16 protein-coding genes, 2 tRNA genes and 1 pseudogene are annotated in these 19027 nt (G+C 67.8%); 16 read left to right on the top strand and 3 right to left on the bottom strand.

The features are described from left to right. Positions 1 to 40: 40 nt before the first annotated feature. The 13 genes from PSK12I2_RS0119215 to PSK12I2_RS0119155 all read left to right on the top strand — a co-directional run bounded on the left by PSK12I2_RS0119215 (position 41) and on the right by PSK12I2_RS0119155 (position 12933). A complete protein-coding gene (locus PSK12I2_RS0119215) occupies positions 41 to 1036 on the top strand; it encodes an aspartate-semialdehyde dehydrogenase (protein ID WP_027599658.1) in 996 nt (331 codons plus the stop codon). 123 nt (positions 1037 to 1159) lie between these two features. Beyond that, positions 1160 to 3838, top strand: coding sequence for a FimV/HubP family polar landmark protein (locus tag PSK12I2_RS0119210; RefSeq protein ID WP_027599657.1), 2679 nt, complete (start codon positions 1160 to 1162; stop codon positions 3836 to 3838). 71 nt (positions 3839 to 3909) lie between these two features. Continuing rightward, positions 3910 to 4761 carry a tRNA pseudouridine(38-40) synthase TruA gene (gene truA / locus PSK12I2_RS0119205; protein WP_037007850.1) on the top strand — a complete coding sequence of 284 codons (852 nt, stop codon included), beginning with the start codon at positions 3910 to 3912 and terminating at the stop codon, positions 4759 to 4761. A 54-nt stretch (positions 4762 to 4815) separates the two neighbouring features. Next, a complete protein-coding gene (locus tag PSK12I2_RS0119200; RefSeq protein WP_027599655.1) occupies positions 4816 to 5445 on the top strand; it encodes a phosphoribosylanthranilate isomerase in 630 nt (209 codons plus the stop codon). A gap of 210 nt (positions 5446 to 5655) precedes the next feature. Beyond that, positions 5656 to 6525, top strand: a complete 870-nt coding sequence (accD, locus tag PSK12I2_RS0119195) for an acetyl-CoA carboxylase, carboxyltransferase subunit beta (protein ID WP_007158658.1) — start codon at positions 5656 to 5658, stop codon at positions 6523 to 6525. Beyond that, positions 6525 to 7817, top strand: coding sequence for a bifunctional tetrahydrofolate synthase/dihydrofolate synthase (gene folC / locus PSK12I2_RS0119190; protein ID WP_027599654.1), 1293 nt, complete (start codon positions 6525 to 6527; stop codon positions 7815 to 7817). Before accD ends, folC begins: the two co-directional genes overlap by 1 nt. A 3-nt stretch (positions 7818 to 7820) precedes the next feature. Further along, a complete protein-coding gene (locus tag PSK12I2_RS0119185; RefSeq protein WP_027599653.1) occupies positions 7821 to 8486 on the top strand; it encodes an SPOR domain-containing protein in 666 nt (221 codons plus the stop codon). A gap of 54 nt (positions 8487 to 8540) precedes the next feature. Beyond that, positions 8541 to 9086, top strand: coding sequence for a CvpA family protein (locus tag PSK12I2_RS0119180; protein WP_007158655.1), 546 nt, complete (start codon positions 8541 to 8543; stop codon positions 9084 to 9086). A gap of 82 nt (positions 9087 to 9168) precedes the next feature. Then, positions 9169 to 10677, top strand: coding sequence for an amidophosphoribosyltransferase (gene purF / locus PSK12I2_RS0119175; protein WP_007158654.1), 1509 nt, complete (start codon positions 9169 to 9171; stop codon positions 10675 to 10677). Between the two features lie 10 nt (positions 10678 to 10687). Further along, positions 10688 to 11899 carry an O-succinylhomoserine sulfhydrylase gene (locus PSK12I2_RS0119170; protein WP_027599652.1) on the top strand — a complete coding sequence of 404 codons (1212 nt, stop codon included), beginning with the start codon at positions 10688 to 10690 and terminating at the stop codon, positions 11897 to 11899. After that, positions 11896 to 12663, top strand: a complete 768-nt coding sequence (locus tag PSK12I2_RS0119165; protein ID WP_007158652.1) for an SDR family oxidoreductase — start codon at positions 11896 to 11898, stop codon at positions 12661 to 12663. The genes PSK12I2_RS0119170 and PSK12I2_RS0119165 overlap by 4 nt, the downstream gene beginning before the upstream one ends. A 79-nt stretch (positions 12664 to 12742) precedes the next feature. Next, positions 12743 to 12818 (top strand) — tRNA-Val (locus tag PSK12I2_RS0119160). Between the two features lie 38 nt (positions 12819 to 12856). After that, a tRNA-Asp gene (locus PSK12I2_RS0119155) sits at positions 12857 to 12933 on the top strand. Between the two features lie 139 nt (positions 12934 to 13072). Here PSK12I2_RS0119155 and PSK12I2_RS25630 read toward each other — a convergent pair. The 3 genes and pseudogenes from PSK12I2_RS25630 to kdgR form a co-directional block, all read right to left on the bottom strand. Next, positions 13073 to 13861, bottom strand: a complete 789-nt coding sequence (locus PSK12I2_RS25630; RefSeq protein ID WP_371100811.1) for a methyl-accepting chemotaxis protein — start codon at positions 13859 to 13861, stop codon at positions 13073 to 13075. Between the two features lie 66 nt (positions 13862 to 13927). Next, positions 13928 to 14692, bottom strand: a pseudogene (locus PSK12I2_RS25625) (MCP four helix bundle domain-containing protein); the annotation flags it as partial. 184 nt (positions 14693 to 14876) lie between these two features. Beyond that, entirely contained in the window at positions 14877 to 15659 is a 783-nt protein-coding gene (gene kdgR / locus PSK12I2_RS0119145) for a DNA-binding transcriptional regulator KdgR (protein ID WP_027599650.1), read from the bottom strand. Between the two features lie 193 nt (positions 15660 to 15852). Between kdgR and PSK12I2_RS0119140 the strand changes: the two genes are divergently transcribed. From PSK12I2_RS0119140 to PSK12I2_RS0119130, 3 genes are read left to right on the top strand one after another with little or no spacing between them, the layout of a single operon-like run. Next, entirely contained in the window at positions 15853 to 17148 is a 1296-nt protein-coding gene (locus PSK12I2_RS0119140; protein WP_256204003.1) for an MFS transporter, read from the top strand. Further along, complete coding sequence (locus PSK12I2_RS24160; protein ID WP_051398760.1) at positions 17135 to 18046, top strand: SMP-30/gluconolactonase/LRE family protein; 912 nt, start codon at positions 17135 to 17137, stop codon at positions 18044 to 18046. The genes PSK12I2_RS0119140 and PSK12I2_RS24160 overlap by 14 nt, the downstream gene beginning before the upstream one ends. Then, positions 18043 to 19026: a sugar kinase gene (locus tag PSK12I2_RS0119130; RefSeq protein ID WP_027599648.1), complete on the top strand. Its 984-nt coding sequence runs from the start codon at positions 18043 to 18045 to the stop codon at positions 19024 to 19026. Before PSK12I2_RS24160 ends, PSK12I2_RS0119130 begins: the two co-directional genes overlap by 4 nt. Position 19027: the final 1 nt, after the last annotated feature.

Raw genomic sequence — 19027 nt, 5'->3', positions numbered from 1 at the left:
CCAGTAAAGTGCGGCCCTCTTTCGTTGCGGACGCCTCATCATGACTGCCAGAGATATCGCCCTCGTCGGCGCCACCAGCGCCTACGGCGAAGCCATTCGTGAACTCCTCGACGAGCGCGACGTCCCCCTCGGGCGGCTGCACCTGCTCGCCAGCGGTGAGTCGGCGGGTCAGAATCTGCCCTTCCGAGGCAGCAACCTGCGCGTCACCGGGCTCGAAGGCTTCGATTTCGCCCAGGTCGGCATCGCCATCCTCGCCGTGCCCGCCGCCGTGGTGGAAAGCCTGAGGCCGCAACTGGCCGCCGCTGGTTGCGCCGTGCTCGATCTCAGCGGCGCCTCCGCCGCGCTGTCCGTACTGCCGCGCATCAATGGCGAACGCCTGGACAGCCTCGCGGCGAATGCCTGGCTCGGCGTGCCCCTGGCGGCTGCCCAGGCCGCCGCCAGCGTGGCCGCCGTGCTGGCCCGCCTGAATGCGCTCACCGATGCGTCCCTGACCGCCTGCCTGGCGGCCTCCGGTGCCGGCCGTGGCGGCGTCGAGGAATTGGCGCGGCAGGCCACCGAATTGCTCAATGGTCGCCCGGTGGAAGCCCGGCTGTTCGAAGGCCAGCTGGCCTTCAATCTGCTCGGTCGCACCGGTGCACCGGCCGCGGATGGCTATACTGCCCAGGAACATCGCCTGCTGGACGAATGTCAGCAGGTGCTGGGAGCGACCTTGCCGGTGCTGGATGTCACGGCCCTGCAGGCCCCGGTCTTCTTTGGCGACAGCCTAGCGCTGAGTCTGAGGGGCAAGGAGCAATGGCAGCTGGAGCAGGTGCTCGAGGCCCTGGGTGACGAGCCGGGTCTGGCGCTCGACGAAGACGCCGATTGTCCGTCGGCGGTCGGCGATGCCCTGGGGCGGGAAGAGGTGCTGGTGGGGCGAGTACGGCGACATCCGCGGGATGCGCGACGGCTGGAGTGCTGGCTGGTGGCGGACAATGTCAGATTGTCGGCACTGACGGCCGTTCAGCTGGCCGAATTGTTGCTTAAACAGTCGGCCTAAAAGATACTTCGTGAAATGCTTCGCCCTTTTGGCTTGAGTAAAAGGGCAGTGGACGTGGCACGCAGCGATGGACACAGGCGCCCGCACGGTGGCGCGATCGACAGCTTCTAAAAAGGGACGGTCATGGTTCGAGTTCAGAAACTGGTGCGGGCAATTGCAGCGGCGAGCGCCTTGATGTCTGGCGCGGCCCAGGCGCTCAGCCTGGGGGAGATCCACCTCAACTCCGCCCTCAATCAGCCCTTCGATGCCACCATCGATCTGTCGGACCTGCGTGACCTCGGCACCGCCGACTTGCGCCCTAATCTGGCGTCCGTCGAAGAGTTCGGCAAGGCCGGCGTCGACCGTGCCTTCTTTCTCAACGACCTCAAGTTCACCCCGGAGGTGCGCAACGGGCGCACCGTCATCCGCGTGACCTCGGCACGTCCGGTGCGCGAGCCCTATCTCAACTTCCTGCTGGAAGTGAACTGGCCCAGCGGCCGTATCCTGCGCGAGTACACCGTGCTGCTGGATCCGCCGCTCTATACCCCGCAGGCCGCCGCCGCGCCGTTCGCGCCCCAGGTCCCGGCCACGCCGCGAGCACGCGCCAACACGTCGAGCGCACCGCGTCCGGCCACGCCGCCAGCCGCGCCGGCGCCGAGTGCGACCCAGACGCCTGGCACCTACACCACCGAGCCGCGCGACACCCTCTGGGAAGTGGCGGCGCGCAATCGCCCTGCCTCCAGCGTCAGCGTCGACCAGACCATGCTGGCGATCCAGGATCTGAATCCCGACGCCTTCATCGATCGCAACATCAATCTGATGAAGAGCGGACAGGTGCTGCGCCTGCCCGATCAGGCCCAGGCCGGTACGCGACCCCAGCGCGAGGCGGTCGCCGAGATCGCTCGCCAGACCCGTGCCTGGAAGCAGGGTGGCATCGCCGCACCAGCCGGTACGCCGCGCCGTCAGGTGGACGCCTCCGCCCAGCCGAGCGGCAACGAGGCGCCGGCCGCCGCCGCCCCCAGGGACAATCTCAAGCTGCTCTCCGGTCAGCCGGCCGGGCGCGCGGGCGAGTCCGCCGGTGGCAAGGGCGGTGACCAGTCCCTCGCCGATCGCCTGGCGGTGACCCAGGAAAGCCTGGACACCACCCGCCGCGAGAACGAAGAACTCAAGAGCCGCCTGGGCGATCTGCAGTCGCAACTCGACAAGCTGCAGAAGATCATGCAGCTCAAAGATGCCCAGCTGGCGCGGATGCAGGCCAACATGGCCAATCCGCAGGCTGCGGGCCAGCCGGCCCAGCCGGCGGCGACCCCGGAAGCCGCGGCGCCGGTCGCGCCTGCGCCGACCGAGAACACCGCCACGCCGGCGCCTCAGGAGCCGACGGCCGCGACCCCGGCCACACCGGTCGAGGCCACCCCTGCGCCCGCCACCACGCCGCCGGCCAGCGAGGCGGGTACCGGCTCGGCGCCGCCCGCGGCCAGCGAGCCCAAGGTCATTCCGGTCACCCCGAGCACCCCGGCCACCGAGCCGACCGAGGCCACCAACAGTTTCCTCGACGAGATCCTCAGCAATCCGCTGTGGCTGGGCATCATCGGCGGCAGCGCGCTGCTGGCGCTGCTGGTGCTGCTGATGATCAATTCGCGCCGCAATGCCGTGAAGGAGGCCGAGCGTGAGCGCGACGCCGAAGCCGCGCGCAGCGATACGGTGTTCGACGCCGATCCTGAACTCGGTGATCACCACGCGCTCGCCGGTCTGGAACTGAACCAGGGTACCCAGGACGCCGCGCGAGACGCCGATGCCCAAGACGATGCCCTGGGTCAGGCCGACATCTACATGGCCTATGGTCGCTTCAGCCAGGCGGCCGAGGTGCTCAAGAAGGCCAGCGACCAGGAGCCCCATCGCGCTGATCTGCGCCTCAAGCTCATGGAAGTCTATGCCGAGATGGGCGACAAGGATGGCTTCCAGCGCGAAGAGCGCGAACTCAAGGAGATCGGCGGCGCCCAGCCGGCGGTCGAGCATCTCAAGTCGCGCTATCCGGCCATGGCCACCGTCGCGGTAGCCTCCGCTGCGGTCGGCGCGGCTGCCCTGGCCGCCGCCCACGAACTGAGCGAGGAGCAATCCCGCAACCAGGGCTTCTCGGCCACCGAGGACAGCCAGGACTTCGATCTGTCCCTGGATGACTTCGGCAGCGAGGACACCCAGGGTCATCAGCCTGCCGGTCCGGCCGAGGAGCCGCTGTTCGGCGAGGCCTTCGCCGATGCCCAGGCCAAGGCGGCCGACCCGCGCGACGATTTCGACTTCGATCTCAATTTCGATGCCGAACCCGCGGCCACCCCGGCGGCGACTCCCGCCGCCAAGGACGACGACTTCGCCCTGGACTTCAGCGAATTCGAACGGCAGGGCGACCTGGCGCACGAGGAGCCCCTTGCGGATTCCAGTGCGGTCTCGGCCTTCGACGAGCCGCTGGCGCCGCCGGCGGCCTCGACGACCGACGCCGAATTGCCCGCGAGTTTCGATCTGTCCGACTTCGACGACGAGCAGCCGGCGCCCAAGCGCGAAAGCGACGAGGAATTCGCCGCCCGCCTGCAGGAGGCCTCCCGCCAGTTCGATGCGGAGACCACCAGCGGCACCACCGGGGGCGATGGTCTGGACGACTTCGACTTCCTGTCCGGCGAAGACGAGACCGCCACCAAACTGGACCTGGCGCGTGCCTACATCGACATGGGCGATCCGGAAGGTGCCCGGGACATCCTCGACGAGGTGCTGGCCGAGGGTAACGCCGGGCAACAGCAGGAAGCGCGCGAGATCATCGCCCAGCTCAGCTGAGGCTGGCCGGACTTGGCAGAGGAGGGGAGGCGCTATAAGCTGCCTCCCCTTTTTTTCGCCTGGCCGTCGCCTTGGATTTTCTAGACCCCACCATCATCGTCCCGCCGCAGCGCATCGCGCTCGGCGTCGAGTACAAGGGCGCCCGCTATCGCGGTTGGCAGCGCCAGCAGCCGGGCGTGCGCTCCGTTCAGGAGACCCTGGAAGACGCCCTGTCCGAGGTCGCCGCGGCGCCCGTCGCGCTGCATTGCGCCGGGCGTACCGACTGTGGCGTGCACGCCACCGGCCAGGTGGTGCATTTCGAGTCCCCGGTCGCGCGGCCACTCAAGGCCTGGGTAATGGGCACCAACGCCAATCTGCCGTCCGACATCAGCGTCACCTGGGTCAAGCCGGTCAGCAACGAATTCCATGCCCGTTTCAGCGCCATGGCGCGGCGTTACCGCTATGTGATCTATAACGATCCGATCCGGCCTGCGCACCTGGCGGAGGAGGTCACCTGGAATCATCGTCCGCTGCGCATCGAGCCCATGCGCGAGGCAGCCCAGGTGCTGCTCGGTACCCATGATTTCACCTCCTTCCGGGCCAAGGCCTGCCAGGCCAAGTCGGCGATCAAGACCATCCACCACCTGCGCCTCTGGCAGAGCGGGCGGCTGATCGTGCTGGACATCCGCGCCAACGCCTTCCTGCATCACATGGTGCGCAACATCGCCGGGGTGCTGATGGCGGTGGGCTGTGGCGAGCGACCGGTGGAGTGGGTCGCCGAGGTCCTGGCGGCGCGGGAGCGGCGCCTGGGTGGCGTAACCGCCCACCCATACGGCCTCTACCTGGTGGACGCCGAATATCCCGAGAGCACGCCGGTGCCCAAGCGGCCGCTGGGTCCGCTGTTCCTGGGGCATATCCCCGAGCTGGATGACCCCCAAGGCTGACGCTGCGCGGGTGGTCTGCTAACATCCATCGATTTGGAACGAGGTCATTCCGGTTTGGCTAACGTTCGAGTGAAGATCTGCGGGATCACCCGGGTCGAGGATGCGCTGGCCGCCGCGGCCGCCGGCGCCGACGCCATCGGCCTGGTGTTCTATGCGCGCAGCCCGCGGGCGGTGAGCGCTGCCCAGGCGCGCCAGATCGTCGCGGCGCTGCCGCCCTTCGTGACCACTGTCGGGCTCTTTGTCGATGCCTCGCCCTGCGAGATCGAGGAGACGCTGGACGCCGTGCCCCTGGACCTCCTGCAATTCCACGGCGACGAGACCCCGGCGCAGTGCGCCCGTTATCGCCGTCCCTATATCAAGGCCCTGCGCATGCGCGAGGACATCGACCTCGCCGCCATCGCCCGGGACCATGCCGGCGCCCGCGGGCTGCTGCTCGACACCTATGTCGCCGGCGTACCCGGAGGGACAGGGCAGGCCTTTGACTGGACGCGGGTGCCTCGGGATCTGTCGCTGCCGCTGATCGTGGCCGGTGGCCTGGACGCGACTAACGTTGCCACCGCCATCGCCGCGTCCCGCGCCTATGGCGTGGACGTGAGCGGCGGCGTAGAGCAGGCCAAGGGCATCAAGGATGCCGCCGAGATCGCGCGTTTCGTGGCGGCCGTGCGGGGTGCGCAGGTCGCCTGATGTGACCCTCGTCGGGTGGTTGCCGTCCACACCTGCGACATATTCAAGCAGATCCGCCCTGGTGGGCCTGCCGTCCGACTCTTCGGGAGTCGGCATGAGACAACAGGGTGGCGACCCGGGAAATAGCGGGCGCTGCCGAACCTATTACAGATGCTCAAGGAAGGCGCGGCCGCGGTCGCGCTGGGAGCCCATGCAAGTGGAGAGAGATGCATGAGCAATTGGCTGGTCGACAAACTGATTCCTTCCATCATGCGGTCCGAGGTGAAGCGCAGTTCGGTGCCGGAAGGTCTTTGGCACAAGTGTCCGGCCTGCGAAGCGGTCCTCTACCGTCCGGAGCTGGAAAAGAACCTGGACGTGTGCCTGAAGTGCGGTCACCACATGCGCATCAATGCGCGACGCCGCCTGGACATCTTCCTCGACGCCGAGGGCCGTGAAGAGCTGGGCACCGAGCTGGAGCCGGTGGACCGCCTGAAATTCCGCGACAGCAAGAAGTACAAGGACCGTTTCACCGCCGCGCAAAAGGAAACCGGCGAAAAAGACGCCCTAATCTCCATGCGCGGCACCCTCAAGGGCATGCCGGTGGCGGTCTGTGCTTTCGAATTCTCCTTCATGGGTGGCTCCATGGGCGCCGTGGTCGGCGAGCGCTTCGTGCGCGCGGCCAATGTGGCTTTGGAAGAGCGTTGCCCGCTGATCTGCTTCTCCGCCTCGGGTGGTGCGCGGATGCAGGAAGCGCTGATCTCGCTGATGCAGATGGCCAAGACCTCCGCGGTGCTGGCGCGTCTGCGCGAAGAGGGCATCCCCTTCATCTCGGTGCTGACCGATCCGGTCTATGGTGGCGTCTCCGCCAGTCTGGCGATGCTGGGTGACGTCATCGTCGCCGAGCCCAAGGCGTTGATCGGCTTTGCCGGTCCGCGCGTGATCGAGCAGACCGTGCGCGAAAAGCTGCCGGAAGGCTTCCAGCGCAGCGAATTCCTGCTGGAGCACGGCGCCGTCGACATCATCGTCTCGCGCAAGGAATTGCGTGATCGCCTGGCGCGTCTGCTGGCGACCTTCCAGCACCAGCCGGTACCGGCGGCCTGATGGCTTCGCGCAGCCTCGCGCAGTGGCTGGCCTATCTCGAGCAGCTGCATCCGTCGGCGATCGACATGGGCCTGGACCGGGTGCGCGAGGTCGCGCAGCGGCTGGGTCTGACCCGGCCGGCCCCGCGGGTGGTGACCGTGACCGGCACCAACGGCAAGGGCTCCACCTGCGCCTTTCTCGCCAGTCTGCTGCGCGCCAGCGGACAGCGGGTCGGCGTCTATGCCTCGCCGCATCTGGTGCGCTACAACGAGCGCGTCGATGTGGACGGCACCCTGGCCAGCGATAGCGATCTGTGCACCGCCTTCGCCGCGGTGGAAGCCGCGCGGGGCGAGATCAGCCTGACCTATTTCGAAGTGGGTACCCTGGCGGCCTTCTGGCTGTTCGAGCGTGCCCGGCTGGACGTCGCCGTCCTCGAAGTCGGTCTGGGCGGACGCCTGGACGCGGTCAATCTGATCGACGCCGATCTGGCGCTGGTCACCAGCATCGGCCTCGACCACGCCGAATGGCTGGGTGATACCCGCGAAAGCGTGGCCGTGGAAAAGGCCGGTATCTTCCGCGCCGGCAAGCCGGCCCTCTGCGGCGATCTGGAGCCCCCCGCGCCACTGATCCAAGCCGCCGAGCGCCTGGGTGCTCCCTTGCTGCTGCGCGGCGAAGCCTTCGACCTGCAGATCGAGAGCGCCGGCTGGTTCTGGCGCGGGCGCGATGCCCAGGGCAACGCCCTGGCGCTGCCCGGTCTGCCGTTGCTCGACCTGCCCATGGAAAATGCCGCCCTGGCCTTGCAGGCCTACGCCTTGCTCGACCAGCCCTGGCTGCCGGGAAAGATCGCGGCGGCCCTGCAGGCGACGCGCATGACCGGACGACTCGATCGCCGCCAGGTCGAGTGGGCAGGGGAGACCCGTAGCGTCCTGCTGGACGTGGCCCATAATCCCCATGCCGCCGAGTACCTGGCCCGGCGCCTGGCCATGAAGCCGATCGCCGGCGTGCGTCGCGCGGTGTTCGGCGTCCTGGCCGACAAGGACCTGGACGGCATCCTGGCGCCCCTGGAGGGCCTGTTCGCCAGCTGGGCTGTCGCGACCCTGCCGACCCCGCGCAGTCGCGAAGGTGCCGAGGTGGCCGCACTGCTGGCCGCACGCGGTGTCCAGGCCGAGGCCCATGCCTCCCTGCTGGCCGCCTTCGAGGCGCAACTGGCCGCCAGTGCGGCCGACGACGAGGTGGTCGTGTTCGGCTCCTTCTACAGCGTCGCCGAGGTGCTCGCGCAGCTCTCTTCCCCATCCGAATCCGCGGAGGCATAACCCATGCTCAAGCAAAGAGTCATCGGAGCGCTGGTGCTGCTGGCGCTGATCATCATCTTCGTGCCCATGCTCTTCAATCGCCAGGACGACGCCCGCAAGGTGGCGGTCGAGGCGCCGCCCCAGCCGGCCGCACCCACGGTGCCCGCGACCGAGGTGCAGCCGGTGCAGACGCCCGAGGCGCCGCCCGTGGTGGTGGTACCGGACGAGCCGGCCAAGCCGCTCGGCAAGCCGCAGACCCCCATTGCCGGTACCGCCGGCCAGGCGCCGACGCAGAATGCGCCGGTAAGTCCCGCGCCTGCCCAATCCCAGCCTGCCGCGCCGGTCGCCAAGGCGCCCGCCACCCCTGCACCCGTCGCAAGCGCGCCGGCAGCACCCGCAGCTACACCGGCGCCGGCGGCCAAGCCGGACTCGCGGCTGGGCGCGGCCAATCTGCCCAACAGCTGGTCGGTCCAGCTCGCCAGCCTGTCGTCCCGGCCCAGCGCCGACGCCCTGCAGGCCAAGCTGCGCAGCCAGGGCTACAACGCCTATGTGCGCACCGCCGACGGCATGAATCGCGTCTTCGTCGGGCCGGTGATAGAGCGCAGCGAGGCGGATCGGCTGCGCGATCAGCTCAACAAGCAGAATGGCGTCAAGGGTTTCGTCGTGCGCTTTCAGCCGGAGCGCGGTTAACCCGGTCACAAGGCTCTGCTAGAATGCAGGGCCTTTTTGTAAGTGGACCTTGCCGTGGGCTTCACCTGGGTGGACTGGGCGATCGTCGCCGTTGTCATCGTTTCCAGCCTGATCAGTCTCAGGCGCGGCTTCGTCAAGGAAGCGTTGTCACTGGCCACCTGGATCGTTGCCGGTGGCGTGGCCTGGGTCTTCGGTGGGGCACTGTCCACCTATCTGGTCGACTATATTCAGGTGCCGTCCGGGCGAGTGATCGCCGCCTGTGTCATTCTTTTCGTGCTGACGCTGCTGGTGGGTGCCCTGGTTAGCTTCTTGCTTGGCGAACTGATCCGCGTCACCGGATTGTCGGGCACCGATCGCTTTCTCGGCATGGCCTTTGGCGCTGCCCGCGGTGCCTTGCTGATCACAGTGGCCGTGGGGCTGTTGAGCCTGGGGCCGGTCCAGCAGGATGGCTGGTGGCAGCAGTCGGTGCTGGTTCCACATTTTCTGCTGGTGGCCGATTGGTCGAAGAATCTGCTGTTGGGCTTTGCCGGCCAGTGGCTGGGCGCGACGCCCATGCCCAGTCTGCAACTGCTGCCGCAGCTGGGGCCCAAGGCTCCTTGAACGCTTTTCCAGGCCTCGCATTGCCGGGGTCATCCTGCGATGGTCCGCCGTCGCATCACTTGAAACAGTGGGGTCGCGTCACATGTGTGGCATCGTAGGTATCGTGGGCAAGACGAACGTCAACCAGTCTTTGTACGACGCGCTCACCGTCCTTCAACATCGCGGTCAGGATGCCGCCGGTATCGTCACCAGCCTGGACGGTAAACTCTTCCTGCGCAAAGACAACGGCCTGGTCCGCGACGTCTTCCAGCAGCGGCACATGCAGCATCTGGTCGGCCACATGGGCATCGCCCACGTGCGCTATCCCACCGCCGGCAGCTCCAGCTCCGCCGAGGCGCAGCCGTTCTACGTCAACTCGCCCTATGGCATCACCCTGGCGCACAACGGCAACCTGACCAACGTCGAGCAGCTGTCCCGCGAGATCTACGAATCCGATCTGCGCCACGTCAACACCACCTCCGATTCCGAGGTGCTGCTCAACGTCTTCGCCCACGAGCTGGCGGTGCGCAACAAGCTGCAGCCGACCGAGGACGACGTCTTCGCCGCGGTCTCCGAGGTCCATGAGCGCTGCCGTGGCGGCTATGCCGTGGTGGCCATGATCACCGGCTACGGCATCGTCGGCTTCCGCGATCCCAACGCCATCCGTCCCATCGTCTTCGGCCAGCGTCACACCGAATACGGCGTGGAGTACATGATCGCCTCCGAGAGCGTCGCCCTCGACGTACTCGGCTTCACCCTGATCCGTGATCTGGAGCCGGGCGAGGCGGTGTACATCACCGAGGACGGTCGCCTCTACACCCGCCAGTGCGCGCAGAATCCGCAATACGCGCCTTGCATCTTCGAGCACGTCTACCTGGCGCGTCCGGATTCCATCATCGATGGCATCTCGGTCTACAAGGCGCGCCTGCGCATGGGCGAGAAGCTCGCCGAGAAGATCCAGCGCGAGCGCCCCGAACACGACATCGATGTGGTCATCCCGATTCCGGACACCAGCCGCACCGCGGCGCTGGAGCTGGCCAATCACCTGGGCGTCAAGTTCCGCGAGGGCTTCGTCAAGAACCGCTACATCGGCCGAACCTTCATCATGCCCGGCCAGGCCGCGCGCAAGAAGTCGGTGCGCCAGAAGCTCAACGCCATCGAACTGGAATTCCGCGGCAAGAACGTGATGCTGGTGGACGACTCCATCGTCCGCGGCACCACCTGCAAGCAGATCATCCAGATGGCCCGCGAAGCCGGCGCCAAGAAGGTCTACTTCTGCTCGGCGGCCCCGGCGGTGCGCTTCCCCAACGTCTACGGCATCGACATGCCCAGCGTGCACGAGCTGATCGCCCACGGCCGCACCACCGAGGAAGTCGGCGAACTGATCGGCGCCGACTGGCTGATCTACCAGGATCTGCAGGACCTGCAGGAAGCCGTGCGCACCCGCAAGGCACCCAAGGTCGAGCAGTTCGACTGCGCGGTGTTCGATGGCGAGTACATCACCGGCGACGTCGATGCCGCCTATCTGAACCGGATCGAGCAGGCGCGCAACGACGCGGCCAAGGTCAAGCACAAGGCGGTCAGCGCCATCATCGATCTCTACAACGACTAAGGAGCTGCACATGAGCCAAGACTGGGATGCCGGACGCCTGGACAGTGATCTCGAGGGCGCGGCCTTCGAGACCTTGGCGGTGCGGGCAGGGCAGCAGCGCTCGCCGGAAGGCGAGCATGGCGAAGCCCTGTTCCTGACCAGCAGCTACGTGTTCCGGACCGCCGCGGATGCCGCGGCGCGCTTCGCCGGCGAGGTGCCGGGCAACGTCTATTCGCGCTACACCAACCCCACGGTCCGTACCTTCGAGACCCGCATCGCGGCCCTCGAGGGCGCAGAGCAGGCGGTGGCCACCGCCTCGGGCATGTCGGCCATCCTGGCGATGGTCATGAGCCTGTGCAGCGCCGGCGACCATGTGCTGGTCTCGCGCAGCGTGTTCGGCTCGACCATCAGCCTGTTCGAGAAGTACTTCAAGCGCTTCGGCATCGAGGTGGACTATCCGCCGCTGGCCGATCTGGACGCCTGGCAGGCGGCCTGCAAGCCCAACACCCGGCTGTTCTTCGTCGAGTCGCCGTCCAATCCCCTGGCCGAGCTGGTGGACATCGCCGCCCTGGCCGAGATCGCCCATGCGCAAGGCGCGCTGCTGGCGGTCGACAACTGCTTCTGCACCCCGGCGCTGCAGAAGCCGCTCGCGCTGGGTGCCGACATCGTCATCCATTCGGCGACCAAGTACATCGACGGTCAGGGTCGCGGCATGGGCGGCGTGGTCGCCGGTCGTGCCGAGCAGATGAAAGAGGTGGTGGGTTTCCTGCGTACCGCGGGCCCGACCCTGAGTCCCTTCAACGCCTGGCTGTTCCTCAAGGGCCTGGAGACGCTGAAGATCCGCATGCAGGCGCACAGCCAGACCGCACTGGAGCTGGCACGGTGGCTGGAAGGCCAGCCCGGCGTCGAGCGGGTCCACTATGCCGGCCTGGAAAGCCATCCGCAGCATGAGCTGGCGTGCCGCCAGCAGAGCGCCTTTGGCGCCGTGGTGAGCTTCGAGGTGGCCGGTGGGCGCGACGCCGCCTGGCGCTTCATCGACGCCACCCGGATGATCTCCATCACCACCAACCTGGGCGATACCAAGACCACCATCGCCCACCCGGCGACGACCTCGCACGGGCGGCTGTCGCCGGCCGAGCGCGCCAATGCCGGGATCAGCGACAGCCTGATCCGCATCGCCGTGGGTCTCGAAGACCTGGGTGATCTGCGCCAGGACCTGGCCCGCGGACTGGCGGCGCTATGAGTCTGACGTTTGCACCGGTAGAGCTGCGCGTCGCCCTGGTCACCGGCGCGGCGCGTGGGATCGGGTTGGGTATCGCCGCCTGGCTAATAGCCGAAGGCTGGCGGGTGGTGGTGGCCGACATCGAGCAGGAGCGCGGCGCCAAGGTGGCCGCCGCCCTGGGTGAGCGGGCCTGGTTCGTGGCCCTGGACGTGGCCGACGAGGCGCAGGTGGAGGCCGCCGTGGCCCAGGTGATCGGCCAGTTCGGTCGGCTGGACGCCCTGGTCAACAACGCCGGTCTCGCCACCGCCCAGGGCCAGCCGCTGGAAAGCCTGGCGCTGGCCGAGTGGCGCAAGGTGCTCGGGGTGAATCTGGACGGCCCCATGCTGCTGGCCAAGCATTGCGCGCCCTATCTGCGCGAGCAGCAGGGCGCCATCGTCAACATCGCCTCGACCCGCGCCCGGCAGTCCGAGCCCCACAGCGAAGCCTATGCCGCGAGCAAGGGCGGGTTGCTGGCTCTGACCCATGCCCTGGCCGTCAGCCTCGGCCCGGAAGTGCGGGTGAATGCCCTCTGCCCGGGCTGGATCGACGCCCGCGATGCCCATGTCCGCGCGGCCGAACCGCTGTCCGCCGCCGACCACGAGCAGCATCCGGTCGGACGGGTAGGGACGGTGGAGGACGTGGCGGCCTGCGTGGCCTGGCTGCTCGGCGGCAACGCCGGTTTCATCACCGGCGAGGCCATCACCCTGGACGGCGGCATGACCCGCAAGATGATCTACCTGGAATAGCGCCCGTAAAAAATAAAATTGGAAAAATCCTTGACGGATCAAGGGGCTACGAGGAGAATGCGCGTCACCCGAAGGGGATGGCTGATTAGCTCAGCTGGGAGAGCACCTGCATCACACGCAGGGGGTCGGCGGTTCGATCCCGTCATCAGCCACCAAACTCTTCGGGAAGTGTTCCGCAAGGTGCACGCAATGCGCGGCGGTAGTTCAGTCGGTTAGAATACCGGCCTGTCACGCCGGGGGTCGCGGGTTCGAGTCCCGTCCGCCGCGCCATACGAGTCGTTCCGGGTCCTCTGAACTGCCCGAACGACGCAAGAGAAGCTGCCCTAGGGCAGCTTTTTTTGTGCCTGGAGAAAAGGCCGGCCGATCCTTCGCGGACTGGCGCCGTTTTGGCGGCCAGCGCTGGCCCCGGTCAAATCACGAATTCCGCCACCACCTGACGGAGACCGGCCGCCAGGCGCGACACCTCGTTGCTGGCGCTGGAGGTCTGACTGGCGCCCGCGGCGGTCTGGTCGGACAGGTCCTTGATGCTGATCAGGCCCCGGTCGATGTCCTTGGCCACCAGGGCCTGTTGTTCGGCGGCCGTGGCGATCAGCGCCGTACGCTCGTCGATGCCACCCATGGCTCCGGCGATGGCCAGCAGGGCGCCATTGGCTTCCCGGGCAACGGCCAGGGATTGCTCGGCGGTCTGGCTGCTCTGCTGCATGGCCTTCACCGCGTCCGTCGAATCCTGCTGGATGGTGCCGATCATGGCCTCGATCTCCCGCGTCGACTGCTGGGTGCGGTGGGCGAGGGCGCGAACCTCATCCGCGACCACGGCGAAGCCGCGACCCTGATCGCCTGCGCGTGCCGCTTCGATGGCGGCATTGAGCGCCAGCAGATTGGTCTGCTCGGCGATGGCGCGGATGACGTCGACCACGTTGCTGATGGCCTGGGCGCGCCCCGAAAGCGTCTGGATCTGGCCGCTGCTCTGATCGACCTGGGTGGCCAGCCGTTCGATGGCGGTCAGGGTCGCGGCTACGTGTTGCAGACCGGCTTGGGTAAGGGTGCTGCCCCGTTGCGAGGCGCCGGCGCTTTCCTCCGCGTGGCGCGCCACCTCGTCCACCGCGGCGCTCATTTCCGTCACCGCGGTGGCTACCTGGCCGATCTCGTCGTTTTGCCTGAGCAGGCCGCGATTGCCAGCGTCGGTCACCGCGGTCATCTCCTCGGCGGAGGCGGCCAACTGACTGGAGCTGTCCGCCAGATGGGCCACGGTATCGCGCAGATTGGCCTGCATGTCGGCCAGGGCGGTCAGCAGGCCGGCGGCCTCGTCGCGGCCCGTGACCTGGATGTCTTCGGCAAGATCCTTGTTGGCGATCCGCTGGGCGATGCGCAGGGCTTCGCCGATGGGCAGGGTGATGCTGCGCGTCAGCAGGAAGGCCAGGGCGATGGTGGCCAGCAGGGTGGCGAGGATCAGCCCCACGACCCAGGCCAGGCCGTGGTCGTAGATCCGTCCCGCTTCGATGCCTGAGGCGACGGCGCCCCGGTCATTCAGCGCGGCCAGGTTTTCGATCTGCGTCTGCAACTGGTCGGCGGCCGCGCGCATGCTGCCGTTGGCCAGGGCCTCGGCACCGGGCAGATCCCCCGTGCGGTAAAGGGTCTCGAAGCTGTCCAGCAGGCCCAGATAAGCCGTGGCCCCGTCCTGCACCGCCTGGTACAGCCGCTGCTCCGCATCGCTGGACACCAGGGGTGCATAGTCCTTTACCCCGGTGGCGAAGCGGCTGCGCAGATCGACCAGGGCCATGGCCATTTCCGGCTGGCGCGCGGGATCCCGGGTGCCCAGGGCTCTCAGGCTTTCGAGGCGCAACCTGAGCAGTGCCGCGGTCATCTGACCGGCCTGGCGGACGCTGGGCATCCAGTCCGTCTCCACCTCGATTTCCGACTGCCTGAGTTGCCGCATCTGGATCAGGGCGATGGCCCCGAGCGCGATGACGATTGCTACGATAACCGAGAAGGCCAAGGCCGACCGGCGACCCACCTTGAGTGTGCGCATCATCATGACAGTCACCGTGAGGGTAGCCCCGGCGGGACACCGGGTTGGAGTTGTGATGTGCATCACACGCTATAGGGGGTGGCTTAGCGGCGGCTTAAGGCCGAGCCGGCCATAGGACCATTGGTCTGACTATGGCTGGACGCCCGAATCAGTGCCCTCGTGGGACCGACGATCCCGGCTGGCGCTAGCCGGCCGGGGCACCCATCTGCGCCGAGATGCGCGCCGTGGTGGCGAGCATCTGCTCGACGTACTCGGCCTTGAGGTCTTCGCGAAAGCGGAAGCAGGGAAAGGACACGCTCAGGCCGGCGATGACCTGGCCGAAGCGATCGCGGATCGGCGCCGCCAGGCATCTCATGTTGGCCTCGAATTCCTCGTGGTCTTCGGCGAAGCCCAGCTCACGAACCCGCGCCAGTTCCGCGAGGTAGGCGGCCAGGCTGTCGAGGGTGTTGGGCGTGCGACGGACAAAGGTTTCCTGGGCGAGGATCTGCCGCACCTCGGCTTCAGGGCGCCAGGCCATCAACACCTTGCCGATCCCGGTGCAATACAGCGGAGCCCGCCGACCGATGCGTGAATACATGCGCAGGGTGTAGCGCGAATCGAGCTTGTGCACATAGACGATGGCGCCCTCGTCGAAGATGCCGAGGTGGACGGTCTCGCCGGTGAGGTCGTTGAGCAGGCGCATGCCTGGTTCGGCTTCGCGGACCAGCTCCAGCTGGGGCAGGGCGCGGGCGCCCAGTTCGAACAGCTTGACGCTGAGGCGGTAGCGGTCCTCGGCGTCCTGGACCACATAGCCCAGCGCCTTGAGCGTCTGCAGGAAGCGGTGGACGGTGCTCTTCGACAGGTCTAGCTGCTGCGCCAGCTCCGAGACGCCGCAGTCGTCCTCGCGCTCGCCGAGGGCTTCGAGCACCGCCAGGGTGCGCCCGACGGCGCTGACCATGTCATTGCCGAGTTGCTGATTCTTTTCCATGGGACCGCCGGTCGCCTGGTTGCCGGAACACTGTTCCATTCTGATTGACGGATGCGGGAAAGGCCAGCAACACTGTCCGCCAGCGAATGGAACAACGTTCCAAAGCATTTCGCGCGTAAGGGTCTTCTCTCACCGCTGGCGGTCGCCGGCGGTGCGAACAAAAACAACAACGGAACCCGCGACGATGAAATCCATGACCAAGGCCCCGGGCGCATTGGCGCCTGCCGTTCGTACCCCCCGCTGGCTGCCCCGTGCACATCCGGTGTCCTGGCAGATGCTCGGCATCACCACCCTGGCGATGCTGATGATCTCGGTAGATCGCCAGCTGTTGCCGACCGTGCTGCCGGCGATCATGCAGGAATTCGGACTGGACGCCGCCCAGGGCGGCTGGCTCAGTTCGCTGAGTTTCGTCGGCACCCTGGTCGGCGCTCTGGTGGTGGGGGTGCTGGCCGACAGCGTCGGTACCGGCCACCGCCGTGCCTGGAGCTGGGTGGGAGCCTGCGCCCTGACCATAGGCTCGGCCTTCGCCACCGTGTACGCGCGCTCGCTGGGCACCCTGCAGGTGCTGAGATTCACCATGGGCCTGGGCACCGGCGCCATGGAGCCGGTCAACATCGCCGTGGCCAGCGAATTCTGGCAAAAGGAAAATCGCGGCTTCGCCCTGGGCGTCCACCATACCGGCATGCCCCTGGGGCAATTCGTCGGCCCGGTCCTGATGGGGCTGATCCTGGCCAATGGCGACTGGCGCGCCACCTTTCTCTGGATTCCCCTGATCGGTCTGCCGATCATCCTGCTGCAGCTCTACCTGGGCCGCCGCCGCAACGAGGAACAGGTCTATGCCTGGATCCGCGAGGAGGGGCTGACCGTGCCGGTCGACACCGCCGCGCCGGTCTCGCGCAATCCGCTGAGCAACCTGCGCCAGGCCTTCGCCGAGCGCAACGTGCGCCTCTGCCTGGTGATGAACTTCCTGTTTCTCTGGACCGAGATGGGCGTGGCCACCTTTCTGACCTACCAGCTCACCAGCCAGCTGGGGCTGAGCCTGGCCGAGGCCGCGGTGATCTCCGGCGCCTCGGGGCTGGTGGGCTGGGCGGGGCAGATCTTCTGGGGGACGCTGAGCGATCACCGCGGCCGCAAGTTCGCGCTGGGCATCCTGACCGTCGGTTTCTCGATCTGCGTGGCGCTGTGCATGTTCATCGACAGCCGCGCCATGGCCTGGACCCTGCTGCTGGCCTGGGGCCTGTTCCGCAACTCGCCCTATGTGGTGCTCTATTCGCTGGCGGTGGATTCCTCGCCCCGCGCGGCCGGCAGCGGCCTGGGTCTGCTGATTGGCGTGGGCCTGGGCCTGGCGGGCTTTCTGGTGGGGCCGGTGGCCGGCTACGTGATCGAGCATTTCGGCTGGCACTGGAGCTACGCCATGCTCGCCCTGAGCTGCCTGCTGGTGCTGATACCGCTGCGCTTCGTAGAGGAGACCCAGCATGGCGCCACCTGAGTGCCTGTTCGATCATGGCGATGAACTGGGCGAAGGCCCGGTCTGGGATACCCGACAGCAGCGCCTGCTGTGGGTGGATATCCTGGCCGGTCGCCTGTTGCGCGCGGCGCCGCAGCCGGCGGCTCCGGTCGAGGTGCTGGAGTTCGGCCGACCGCTGGGCTGCGCCGTGCCCCATGTCGACGGTTCCACCTGGCTGGCCCTGAGCGACGGCGTCTGGCGCCTGGCCGCCGGGGCCGCCCAGCCGACGCCCGTTGCGCAGCCGCCCCGTGCGGTCCATGGGCCTCAGCACCGTTTCAATGACGGCAAGTGCGATGCGCTCGGCCGCTTCTGGCTGGGTACCACGCTGCTCGACGAGGCGCCCGGTGGCGGCCGGCTGTATTGCCTGGACCTGGACGGCCAGCTGCATCAACGCCTCGACGGCATCACCGTGTCCAACGGCCTGGGCTGGAGCCCGGACAACCGGACCTTCTACTACATAGATTCGCCCACCCGCCGGGTGCAGGCCTTCGACTTCGATCTCGCCAGTGGCCAGCTCGGTCGCGGACGCACCCTCATCGACTTCGGCGAGCAGCCCGGCGTGCCCGATGGCCTGGCCGTGGACAGCGAGGGCGCGCTGTGGATCGCCCACTGGGACGGCTATCGCCTGAGTCGCTGGAGCGCCGAGGGCGTATTGCTCGCCTGGGTGGAGCTGCCGGTGGCGCGGGTCACTTCCTGCGCCTTCTATGGCGCGCGCCTGGAGCAGTTGCTGATCACCACCGCCCGGGTGGGTCTCGATGATTCCGCCCGCCAGGCGCAACCCCTGGCCGGGCGCAGCTTTCGCCTCGATCCCGGCGTGACCGGCCTGGCGGTGTCCGCCTGCCGCGTCCGGGTTCCGGACCATCCTCAGGAGTCTGCATGACGCTACCCCTCGTTTCGTCCCCCCTGACCCGCATCGGCCTCATCGGCGAATGCATGGTCGAGTTGCGCAGTCAGGAAGATGGCCAGCTGGGCCAGGCCTTTGGCGGCGATACCCTGAATGCGGCGGTCTATCTGCGGCGGCTGCTCGGCGACGACCCGGTGCAGGTGGATTACCTTACCGCGGTGGGCGACGACAGCCTGAGCCAGGCCATGCGCGCACGCTGGCGGGAGGAGGGGGTGAGTGACGCGCGGGTGCGGGTATTGCCCGGGCGTCTGCCGGGACTCTATCTGATCCAGACCGATGCCGACGGCGAGCGGCGCTTTCTCTACTGGCGCGGCGAGGCGGCGGCGCGGGAGTGTTTCGACGGCGCCGAGGCCCAGCCGCTGCTGGCGGCCCTGGCCGAGTATCAGTTGCTCTATCTCAGCGGCATCAGCCTGGCGGTGCTGACCGATACCGGTCGCGAGCGGCTGCTGGAAGCCCTGCGCCAGGCGCGCGCCGCCGGCACCCGCATCGTCTTCGACAACAACTACCGGCCGCGGCTATGGCCGAATCTGCAGGCGGCGCGCACGGCCTATCACCGGTTGCTGCAGCTCGCCGACCTGGCGCTGGTGACCTGGGAGGACGACGCCGCGCTGTTCGGCTTCGCCGACGAGGCGGCGCTGCTTGCCCAGTACGCCGAGTGGGGCGTGGCCGAGGTGGCGCTCAAGCGCGGCGCGCGCAGCTGCCTGCTGCAGCATCGCCAGGGGCGCCAGGAGGTGGCCGGCGAAGCCGTGGCCCGAGTGGTGGACACCACCGCCGCCGGGGATTCCTTCAGCGCCGCCTACCTGGCCTGCCGCCTCCAGGGCGGGGCGCCCGAGGCGGCCGCCGCCTGGGGGCATCGCCTCGCCGCCACGGTCATCCAGCATCCCGGTGCACTCATCCCGCGCGCCGCCATGCCGGCGCTGCCGCCCCTGATTCCCGCGCTCACTGCCCAGGCCTGAA

The organism is Pseudomonas sp. MOIL14HWK12:I2 (assembly GCF_000510745.1).
Classification (GTDB): domain Bacteria; phylum Pseudomonadota; class Gammaproteobacteria; order Pseudomonadales; family Pseudomonadaceae; genus Chryseomonas; species Chryseomonas oryzihabitans.
The sequence above is the reverse complement of the archived record's forward strand: the minus strand, read 5'-3'. Positions and strand labels throughout refer to the sequence as shown.